The organism is Actinoplanes sp. NPDC026670, from assembly GCF_040638175.1.
GTDB lineage: Bacteria > Actinomycetota > Actinomycetes > Mycobacteriales > Micromonosporaceae > Actinoplanes.
In genome coordinates this window covers 1-9,482 of record NZ_JBEZXU010000135.1, presented here as the reverse complement: position 1 = coordinate 9,482, position 9,482 = coordinate 1, and the positions used below count along the sequence as shown (strand labels likewise).

At 70.8% G+C, this 9,482-nt stretch carries 6 protein-coding genes and 3 pseudogenes; 4 read left to right on the top strand and 5 right to left on the bottom strand.

The window, feature by feature from the left end:
* Positions 1-3: 3 nt before the first annotated feature.
* Both AB0E94_RS52015 and AB0E94_RS52010 read left to right on the top strand, forming a co-directional pair.
* Positions 4-132, top strand: a pseudogene (locus AB0E94_RS52015) (IS3 family transposase); the annotation flags it as partial.
* A gap of 13 nt (positions 133-145) precedes the next feature.
* Positions 146-769, top strand: a pseudogene (locus AB0E94_RS52010) (IS3 family transposase); the annotation flags it as partial.
* A 246-nt stretch (positions 770-1,015) separates the two neighbouring features.
* On the opposite strand, the gene AB0E94_RS52005 reads toward AB0E94_RS52010, so the two are convergent.
* Entirely contained in the window at positions 1,016-1,819 is an 804-nt protein-coding gene (locus AB0E94_RS52005; RefSeq protein ID WP_360344151.1) for an SDR family oxidoreductase, read from the bottom strand.
* A gap of 891 nt (positions 1,820-2,710) precedes the next feature.
* On the opposite strand from AB0E94_RS52005, the gene AB0E94_RS52000 reads away from it, so the two are divergent.
* Together AB0E94_RS52000 and AB0E94_RS51995 are read left to right on the top strand one after the other, a co-directional pair.
* Positions 2,711-3,928, top strand: coding sequence for a serine/threonine protein kinase (locus AB0E94_RS52000; RefSeq protein WP_360344148.1), 1,218 nt, complete (start codon positions 2,711-2,713; stop codon positions 3,926-3,928).
* Between the two features lie 463 nt (positions 3,929-4,391).
* A complete protein-coding gene (locus AB0E94_RS51995; protein WP_014689763.1) occupies positions 4,392-4,730 on the top strand; it encodes an RNA polymerase-binding protein RbpA in 339 nt (112 codons plus the stop codon).
* 194 nt (positions 4,731-4,924) lie between these two features.
* Here AB0E94_RS51995 and AB0E94_RS51990 read toward each other — a convergent pair whose 3' ends face one another.
* The 4 genes and pseudogenes from AB0E94_RS51990 to AB0E94_RS51975 all read right to left on the bottom strand — a co-directional run.
* Entirely contained in the window at positions 4,925-5,434 is a 510-nt protein-coding gene (locus AB0E94_RS51990; protein WP_360344145.1) for an FxsA family protein, read from the bottom strand.
* 80 nt (positions 5,435-5,514) lie between these two features.
* A complete protein-coding gene (locus AB0E94_RS51985; RefSeq protein WP_360344142.1) occupies positions 5,515-6,285 on the bottom strand; it encodes a polyprenol monophosphomannose synthase in 771 nt (256 codons plus the stop codon).
* On the bottom strand, positions 6,282-7,889 hold the full coding sequence (lnt, locus tag AB0E94_RS51980; RefSeq protein ID WP_360344154.1) for an apolipoprotein N-acyltransferase: 1,608 nt from the start codon (positions 7,887-7,889) through the stop codon (positions 6,282-6,284). The genes AB0E94_RS51985 and lnt overlap by 4 nt, the downstream gene beginning before the upstream one ends.
* A gap of 430 nt (positions 7,890-8,319) precedes the next feature.
* Positions 8,320-9,357: pseudogene (locus AB0E94_RS51975) on the bottom strand (glutamate mutase L); the annotation flags it as partial.
* Between the last annotated feature and the right edge of the window lie 125 nt (positions 9,358-9,482).

Sequence of the window (9,482 nt, the reverse complement as noted above, 5' to 3'; positions counted from 1 at the left end):
TCGCTGCGCCGGGCCCGCCGGCAGGCGCTGACCACGCTGGTCATCGCACTGTTTCACCGGCACAAGGGCCGTTACGGCTCCCCGCGGATCACCGATGATCTGCGCGCGATGGGCTGGCGGGTCAGTGTGAACACGATCGCGACGATCGATGGCCGAACAGCACCTGGTCGCCCGGCCGAAACGCCGCCGCCGGAACCTGACCGTGCCGGACAAGTCCGCGCGCAAGGCACCGGACCTGCTCAACCGCGACTTCAGCCCGCCGGCGACGCCGAACGTGGCCTGGGTCGGCGACCTCACCGAGATCCCCTGCGAGCAGGGCAAGTTCTACCTCGCCACCGTCCTGGACCTGCACTCACGCCGGGCGGTCGGGTTCGCCATGGGCGCGCATCACGACGCCGCCCTCGCCACCGCCGCGTTGCAGGTCGCGATCGCGGTCCGCGGCGGTGACGTCGCCGGGGTGATCTTCCATTCCGATCAGGGCGGGGAGTACACCGGCAACCTGTTCCGCACCGCCTGCGACCGGGCGAAGGTGCGCCAGTCGATGGGCCGCACCGGCTCGGCCCTCGATAACGCGGTCGCCGAGTCGTTCAACTATACCCTCGAGTTCGAACTGCTCGCCATCGCCGGCCGCTACGCCACCCGGGCCCAGGCCCGGACCGCGGTCGCCGCGTTCATCCACGAGTACAACCATGAAAGGAGGCACTCGACCGCGGGCCGGCTGCCGCCGGCGGCCTACGAGGCCCAGGTCCGCGCCGAGCGAGCGGCATGAAGATCCAGAGGACGGAGCGGCTACGCCGCCACTCTTCTCGACCCATCAAGATCTAAAAACCTCAAGATCAAAGTCTCTACGGTTTCAGGGGATTGCCAGCCACCTTACGGCTCACGCCAACCGCCGTTTCGGCTCACGCCGCTCGCCGCCCTTTCGGGCTCACGCCACTCGCCGCCCTTTTCGGCTCATACCCCACTCGCCCGACCTTGCGGCTCACGCCACTCGCCGCCCCTGCTGGACTGGCGTTCAGCGGTTGAGGTCGTGCCGCCGGTGCACGATCTTCTCGACGATCGAGCCGGGGAGCAGTCGCTTCAGCGCGAAGACGGCCGGGGCGTTGCTGCCCACCGCGTAGCGGGCCTTCGGCCGGTCCGCTTCGATCGCGGCGACGATGGTCTGGGCGACGCGTGCCGCGGTGATCCCGGCGCGCTCGTTGCGGTCCAGGGCGGCGAGCATCCGGGCGAAGTCGGCCCGGTACGGCGAGTCCGCACCGATGTACTTGGTGCGGCGTTCGCTGATCCCGGTCGCGATCGACCCCGGCTCCACAGTCGTGAGCCACACCCCGAACGGCGTCAGCTCCTGCCGGGCCCCGTTACTGAAGCCCTTGATCGCCGCTTTCGAAGCCACATACGACGACCGGTAGGCGAGCGGGAACGACGCCAGCATCGACCCGACCATGACCACCCGGCCGAAGCCGCGCTCCCGCATCCCCGGCAACGCCAGCTGCGCCACCCGAACCGGCCCGAGCACATTGACCTGGAAGATCCGCCGCAGAGCATCCGCCGGAAGCTCCTCGATCGGCCCCGACTGGCTCTCGCCCGCGTTGTTCACCAGCACGTCGACACCCGCGAGCGTCCCGGCGAGACTGTCGATCGACGCGTCGTCGCCGAGGTCGAGCGGCAGGTAGTCGACACCGTCGGCCCGCTGCTCAGGCTTCAGCCGCTCCGGATCCCGGCTGGTCCCGAACACCCGGAACCCCCGGGCAGCCAGAGCCGCCGCCGTAGCCAGACCGATCCCGGACGAAGCCCCGGTGACCAACGCGGTGCGATCCATCGGCAAACCTTAGAACCACCGCCCTCCACCCCGTAAGCCCACCACCCGTTTCCACTGCACCCGAATCCGGTCCGACAGCCGGCCAGCCCACGGCGCTTGGAAAACGGGCCGGAAGCTCTGGTGTCCACCAACCCTTCGCCGGGTTGCCACTCCGCCGCTTTTTTGGGCGATTGACCGCCCGAAGAAACCTCTTCAGGACTTTCGCCGTGTCCGCGATCAACGCCTCTGCCGTGCGACGTTTCCCCGCCCAGCTTCCGGGGCTGTCGCGCCGCTCACGCATGCGACTGAGACGCCGGGTCGGCCGGGAATGTCCCATTCGAAGAGAATTCGGCCCCGGCCAGCCTCCTGGATCTTGCACGGTTCTCCACCTTCGTCGCGATCTTGCACGCTTCTTCATGTCTGAGTGTGGTTTGTCGTGCAAGGTCTACTACGCCGGGAAGACCTTGCAGCTTTCTTCCCGTCGGGACCCGGAAAGGGCTGCAAGATCGGCGCGAGGGTGAAAACTCGTGCAAGATCCGCGAGCGACGAGCGACGAGCAACGAGCAACGAGCAACGAGCAACGAGCAACGGGCAACGAGCCACGAGCCACGAGCCACGAGCGACGAGCCACGAGCAACGAGCAACGAGCAACGAGCAACGAGCAACGAGCAACGAGCAACGAGCAACGAGCAACGAGCAACGGGCAACGGGCAACGAGCAACGAACGACAGGCAACGAGTGACGCCCCGTGGGCGACGGGCGACGACCCGTGGGCGACGGGCCGCGGGAAGGCGTTGCCGGCGGCGGGCGGGGCGCCGGATCTCGTCGGTGGTGGTGGGAGGGTGTTCATGTGGGTGGTGACGGTGTGGTTGCCGGAGTACTGGGGGACGGCGGCCTAGGGTTGGGGGCGTTATGACTGTGCAGGATTCCGAAGCCGAGACCCGTCCCTGCGGCCACTGTGGCCGCCCGGTTCCGCAGCGTTCGTCGGCTGGCCGGCCGTTCCGCTACTGCCGGGACAATGACGGGGAATGTCAGCGTGCCTCGCGTAACGTGCGGATGCGGCACCGTCAGTCGCCGGGGCTGGCGGGGCAGGTGGCCCGTACCTGGGAGGTCGTTGATCGTCTTGATCAGCTTGTCGGGTCGCTGACCGAGGCGCTGCATTCGGAGATGTCGCCGGCCGGGGTGGAGCGGCAGGTCGCCGAGGTGCGGGCGGAGACGTCGGGCCAGGTCGCGGCGGCCCATGCGGAACGTGACGATGCCCGCCGTGACGCCGAGCATGCGACGACTGCGGCCGCTGCGGCGCAGCAGATCGCGGGTGCTGCCACGGCCGAGCGGGACGAGGCCCGCCAGCAGGCCGAGGACGCCAAGCGCGCCGCCGAGGAAGCCGGGAAACGCGCCCAGGAGGCTGCGACAGCCCGTGACGAGGCAGTGCGCACGGCAACCGCTGCTGCTGCGCTGCGTGAGCGCGCCGAGGCGGAACGCGACGCCGCCGCCGACGATCTGCAGACGGCGCGGCGCGAGCTTCAGGACGTGCGGGGTGCCCGCGACAGCGTCGAGCGCGACCTGCGGACCGCGATTCAGGATGCCAAAGACTTCCGCGGTACGGCCGAAGCAGCGCAACTCCGCACGCAGGAGGAGCTGACGGCCGCCCGGGAACAGGCGGAGCGGCTGGCGGCCGACGCCGTCCGGGAGGGGCAGCGCGCCACCGCCGCCGAACGTGAGCGGGACGACGCCGCCGAACTGGCGCGCCGGGCCGAGGCGGAGGCGGCTGCCGCACGGGAGTCGTTGTCGGCGGCGCTCGCTGAACGGGACGCGCTTCGGCGTACCACAGAGGATCTTGAAAGAACCGCCGAGCGTGCCGCGCGGGATCTGGCCGATCTCGAACGCCGCCTCGCGTTCGCCCGGGCCGACGGCGACGCCGCCCAGAACCGGGTGGCCCAGCTGACATCCCAGGTCAGCGACCTGGCCGCGGCCCTGGCCGCTCTCGGCGCCGCCCGTCCGGCCGCCCCCGCCCAGCCGATCGCGTCCGCTCCGCCGATGGCACCGGCTCAGCCGGTGGCATCTGCCCAGCCGGTGGCGCCGGCTCAGTCCACGGCGCCCGCCCAGCCCACGGCTTCCGACAACAGCTGACCGGCGGCGGGTGTGCGCGCCGCCGATGCGGGTATTGATCGATGGAAGCCGGGGTCGAGGCTTCCCAGGAGAAGAAGCGGTGAACATTCTCACGTTCGGCGGCGGGCGGAGGGAGGTGTTCGGAAGGCTTCAGCATGTCCCGGGTCAGCCGATCACTACGGTGAGCGCACCGGTGGGTGACCGAAGGTGCCGTGAATTACGAGTGAATCTGATCGAGTGACCGACATCGCACCACCCGAACAAGCGTCAAAGACCCATAAAGTGGACCAAGGGCCGCTTGGACACCGGTTCGGTTTGCAGGCTGGGGTGAGTGGCCGGTTACGCTCATAGCGTTAACACCGCCGATACAGCGGTGCCGACAGACAACTTAGGCGGCCGGCGAGGATCCCGGCGGAGGAATCCAGCGGCCGCGCCTTTCGTTACACCAACGAGAGCAGCACCACGAGCGAGGGGAAAGCCGATCATGGGCGAACGCATGCTGCGCGGCAGCCGTCTAGGCGCAGTCAGCTACGAGTCCGACCGTAACACTGAGCTGGCGCCCCGGCAGACCCGCGAGTACCTGTGCGTCAAGGGTCACCAGTTCGAGGTGCCGTTCGCCGTCGACGCCGAGGTGCCCACCACCTGGGAGTGCAAGTTCGACGGCAGCGTCGCCCGACTGGTCGACGGCAGCGAGCCGGAGCAGAAGAAGGCCAAGCCGCCGCGCACCCACTGGGACATGCTTCTGGAGCGGCGTTCGATCGCCGAGCTGGAGGACATCCTCAACGAGCGGCTGCAGGAGGTTCGCACCCGCCGCGGTCGCTGAGAATCCGAAACGTGAAGGGCCGCCCCGTGCAAACGGGGCGGCTCTTCACGTTGTCCGAAGCAGCGTGGTGACTTCCGGCGCGAAACGAACCGCACGTCAACACGCGGTGGCGGGGCTGGGCACGCGTGGTCGGACCGCACCGCGCTGCTCGGCGGTCGTGGTGGGGTGCGGTGCGAACGGGACCCTGGGCGGGGTCAGCGGATGATCTCGCCCTCGATGGCCGCGGTGGGCGGCGTGGGGCGCTGCTCGTCGACCACGACGACCGTCACCGGGTCGCTCTGGTGGACCCGGACCCGGCGGGGGCCGAACAGGTCGCCGGTGGCGGCGCCGCCCAGCCGGCGGGAAGCGAGACGCTCGACGGCGCGGCGGGCCAGGAAACGGCTCGGCGGCAGCAGCAGGACGATGCCGGCGACGCCGGTGATGAAACCGGGCAGGGCCAGCAGCAGCGCCCCGCCCAGGCCGATCAGCGAGTTGGTGACCTCGGCGGCGGGCGGGCGGCCGTCACGGGTGGCCTCCTGGAAGGCACGGAACCCGCGGATGCCCTCACGGCGCAGCAGCAGCACGCCGGCGGCGCTGGAGGCGGCGAGCAGAAGCGCCGCCCAGAGGAAACCGATGGCGTGCGCCACCGACACGAAAGCCAGGAACTCAGCGAAGGCGAGCAGCGGAAACACTAGGGGCAGATAGGCCAGTCGGCTTCGGCGCATCGGATCCTCCGGAGGGTGCCACGCGAGCCCGCCTCACGACGGGCTCGCTCAAGCATGACACCTCGAAGCTGAGTGTTTCCTTAACGAGGCTTGCGGCTGACCAGGTTGCTCAGGCTCTCCTTGCGGGCCTGCACACCCCACACGGTGACCCTCAGCAGCTGTTCCTTGAAGATGTTGCCGCTCATCTTGGAGACACCGATTTCGCGCTCGGTGAACGTGATCGGCACCTCCTTCATCCGGAAGCCCTGCCGGTAGGACCGCCAGGCCATCTCGACCTGGAACGAGTAGCCGGTGGACGCGATCGTCCCGACGTCGATCTTGTCGAGGACGGCGATCCGGTACGCCCGGTAGCCGCCGGTGGCGTCCTTGAAGGGCATGCCGAGCGCCATCCGGATGTAGATGTTGCCGCCACGCGACAGCAGCAGGCGCCGCATCGGCCAGTTGTGGACACTGCCGCCGGGGATGTAGCGGGTGCCCAGGACCACGTCGTGGTCCTTGAGCGCGTCCAGCAGGTGGGGCAGCTCCTCGGGGGCGTGCGAGCCGTCGGCGTCCATCTCGACGACCGCGTCGTAGCCCTTGTCCTTGCCCCACGCGAAACCGGCCTTGTAGGCGGCGCCGAGGCCCTCCTTGCCGGCCCGGTGCAGCACGAAGATGTGATCGTCGGCCTGCGCCAGCTCGTCGGCGATCGCGCCGGTGCCGTCCGGGGAGTTGTCGTCGGCGATCAGGATGTCCACGGCCGGCGTCGCCTTGCGCACCCGTTCGGTGATCAGCCGGACATTGTCCGCCTCGTTGTACGTGGGGATGATCACGAGGACCCGTCCCACTCCCGGGTAGCCTTCGGCCTCGCTCACCGTTCCTCCGAAACTGTCACGTCGTCACTGTCGATTCTCGTCTTACGGCGGCGCAGGGGCAGCACACCGATGAGGGCGCAGACCGTACCAAAGACGATCAGCACCTCGGGCCAGTGGCCCAGACGAGTCGCCAGCGTACGCGGTCCGTCAAGATTCATGTCACGGACCACCACCGCACCGGTGTTGAAACCGGTCGAACCGTGGACCGAACCCTCGCCATCCACGAAACCGGACACTCCGACGGTGGAGACCATCAGTGCCTCCCGGCCGTGCTCGACGGCACGCAGCCGTACCATGGCCAGCTGTTGCAGGGCTTCGGCCTCGTTGAACGTGGCGTTGTTGGTCTGCACGGTGAGGATCTGCGCGCCGCCGTCGACGGTGTCGCGGACGATGCCGTCGTAGGCGACCTCGAAGCAGATCACGTCGCCGACGACCGCCGCGCCGGTGTCGATGACGCCCGGGTGGTCGCCGCCGAGCATGTTGCGGACCAGTTCGACCTTGTCGGTGACCAGGCGGGCGATCGAGCGCATCGGCATGTACTCGGCGAACGGCACCGGGTGGCGTTTCTCGTACTGCTGGTCGAGGTCGGGGCCGGCGCCGCCGGGACGCCACAGGATGCCCACGTTGTAGATGTCACCGGGGGTGTCGGTGCGCTGCAGGGTGCCGACCAGGATGGGCGCCTTGATCGTGTCGGCGGCGGACTGGATGAGCGCGGCCGCGTCGTCGTTGCGCAGCGGGTCGATGTCGCTGGAGTTCTCCGGCCAGACCACCAGGCCCGGCTGCTTCTGTTTGCCGGCGGCGACGTCGGCGGCCAGTGCGATGGTGGCGTTGACGTGGTTGTCGAGCACGGCCCGCCGCTGGGCGTTGAAGTCGAGGCCGAGACGCGGCACGTTGCCCTGCACGATGGCCACCGTGGTGGTGGGTCCGCCGATGGTGGCCAGCGGCAGGGCGGCCGGCCCGGCGAGCAGGACGGCGGTGAGGACGGCGAACCCGGCCGCGGCCAGGACCCCGGAGCGCCGCCAGGCCAGGGCGAGCAGGGCGCCGCCGGCGATGGCGACCACGAAGGTGACCAGGGGCGCGCCGCCGTACGCGGCCAGGCGCAGCGTGGGGGCGTCGCCCTGGGTGAACGCGAGCCGTCCCCACGGGAAGCCGCCGAAGGGGGTGCGGTCGCGCAGGAACTCCTGCCCGGCCCAGATCAGCCCGGTGAGCAGTGGCCACAGGGCCCGCCACCGGTCGGCCAGCGGCGACGTCCACGCCCCGGCCAGCCCGGCCAGGCCGAGATAGGCGGCCTGCGCGACGCTGAGGATGATCCACGGAAGCCAGCCGGCGCCGATGGTGGTCCACTCCAGCAGGGGGACGAACAGCACCAGCCCGGCCAGGTAACCGAGCCCGAACCCGGCTCGCAGGCGCCTGCGGTGCACGGCCGCGGCGAGCAGCGCCACCCCGACCGGGGCGAGCCACCACAGGTCGTACGGAGGCAGGGCCAGCAGCAGGGCCACGCCGGAGGCGACGGCCAGCGCCACGGCCACCGGCAACCGCAGCGGGCGCGGCGGCACACCGGCCGCGGGGCCCGGCTCGGTGAGCGCCGGAGGGGGCAGTGTCATTTCCACGCCAGGCAGGCTACCCGCCGATATGCAGGTACGACTGAGGGGCGCAGTCTCGACTTGACCACGCCCCTCCGGTGCTCCACCCCTGTTGAGAACCCGGCGGAGATGCCGGTGGACGGCGAACGAAATCCGGTGACCTCGTCATGACCTTCGGACCGACCCGCCGCGTGCCGGCTGCCCGCGTCGTGCCGTTGTCTACTGGCCATGAACCCGGCCGCCGGAGGGCCACCCGTGCGTGGCCCGACTCGTGCCGCCTGTGTCGCGGCGCCCCCTGGACCTGGCAGAACGCGCGACCCCTGCGGGGACTGCGGCCAGTGGGCGACGAAACATGGAACAGGACCTGAAGACGGTACGTCCCTCCCCCGCCCGTCTGTCAACCGGACGCCCCGTGTCGCGGCGTGTCTCATTCATCGGCGTGTCATCCGGACTACCGGATCGAGTTACCCAGCAGTCGGGCGGCGACGTCTGGATGTTCGGCCGCGAGGAGCCCCGCAGCGGCCAATATGTACTGCTCGTCGACCAGGGAACGAGCCCGTTCGGGTGGCGCCCAGCCGCCGCCCACGTCGGCCAGGACGGCCGCGAGGACTTCGTCGCCACCGCCGTGGCGCAAGACCCCGCCGGAACCTATGACGAGACGTACGTCACGTAGGCCGGGGCGGCCGCGGGCGTGCCGGCGCAACGCGATCACCGCGGCGGTCGCGGCGAGCTGCCGGTCGCCGCCGGGGACGGGCAGTTTCTCGGCCACCGCGGCCGTTCGGGTGCCTTCGGCGCCGATCGCCACGCCGAGGTCGCCCTCGACGGTCCGGGCCCGCCACAGGGTGCCGGCGACGTCCCGGCGCGGGCCGGTCTCCGCCTCGGCGTCGGGCACGAGCGCCGAGTAGACGTCGGTGGTGGCGCCGCCCACGTCGACGACGAGGATGCCGTAGCCGGTGAGGTCGGCCAGGGCCTCCACGCCGGCCAGCACGGCGTCGGGGGTGGCGGCCCGGACCAGCTGGGCGAACCGGCGGCCCCTGGACAGCCGTTTGCCGCCGATGACGTGCCGCAGGAACACGTCACGGATCGCGGCGCGGGCCGGCAGCGGGTCGAGGACACCGATGCGGGGCAACACGTTCGCGGTAGCGGTGACGGGGACACCGCGTCCGGTCATCAAGTCGCGCGCCTCATCCCGTACCGCCGCGTTGCCGGCCAGAACCACCGGAATGCGGATGCGGGCCGCGGCGAGTCGTCTCGCGTTGTGCAGAAGGGTTTCGGCGTCGCCGCCGTCGGTGCCGCCGGCGAGCAGCAGCACGTCCGGGCGGGCGGCGCGCAGCCGGGTCAGGTCCGGGCCGGTCATCGGGCCGGCGGCGACGTGCACGACCTGCGCGCCGGCGGAGAGGCCGACGCGGTGGCCGGCCTCGGCGGTGACCAGCTGCTCGTAGCCGATGACGGCGAGGCGCAGGCCGCCGCCGGCCGACGAGCAGACGTAGAGCCGGTCGCCGCCGCCCCCCGGGGGGGCGGGGGGGCGGCGGCCCGCCGGCGCCGGCGCGGCGGGGGGGGGGGGGGGGGCGCGCGCGGCGGGGGGGCTGGGGGGATAGTGGGGGGGGGCGCGGC

Coding starts and splice junctions, on each gene's coding strand:
- AB0E94_RS52005 (WP_360344151.1), bottom strand. CDS start 1,819: ATGGATCGCACCGCGTTGGTCACCGGGGCTTCGTCCGGGATCGGTCTG.
- AB0E94_RS52000 (WP_360344148.1), top strand. CDS start 2,711: ATGACTGTGCAGGATTCCGAAGCCGAGACCCGTCCCTGCGGCCACTGT.
- AB0E94_RS51995 (WP_014689763.1), top strand. CDS start 4,392: ATGGGCGAACGCATGCTGCGCGGCAGCCGTCTAGGCGCAGTCAGCTAC.
- AB0E94_RS51990 (WP_360344145.1), bottom strand. CDS start 5,434: ATGCGCCGAAGCCGACTGGCCTATCTGCCCCTAGTGTTTCCGCTGCTC.
- lnt (WP_360344154.1), bottom strand. CDS start 7,889: ATGACACTGCCCCCTCCGGCGCTCACCGAGCCGGGCCCCGCGGCCGGT.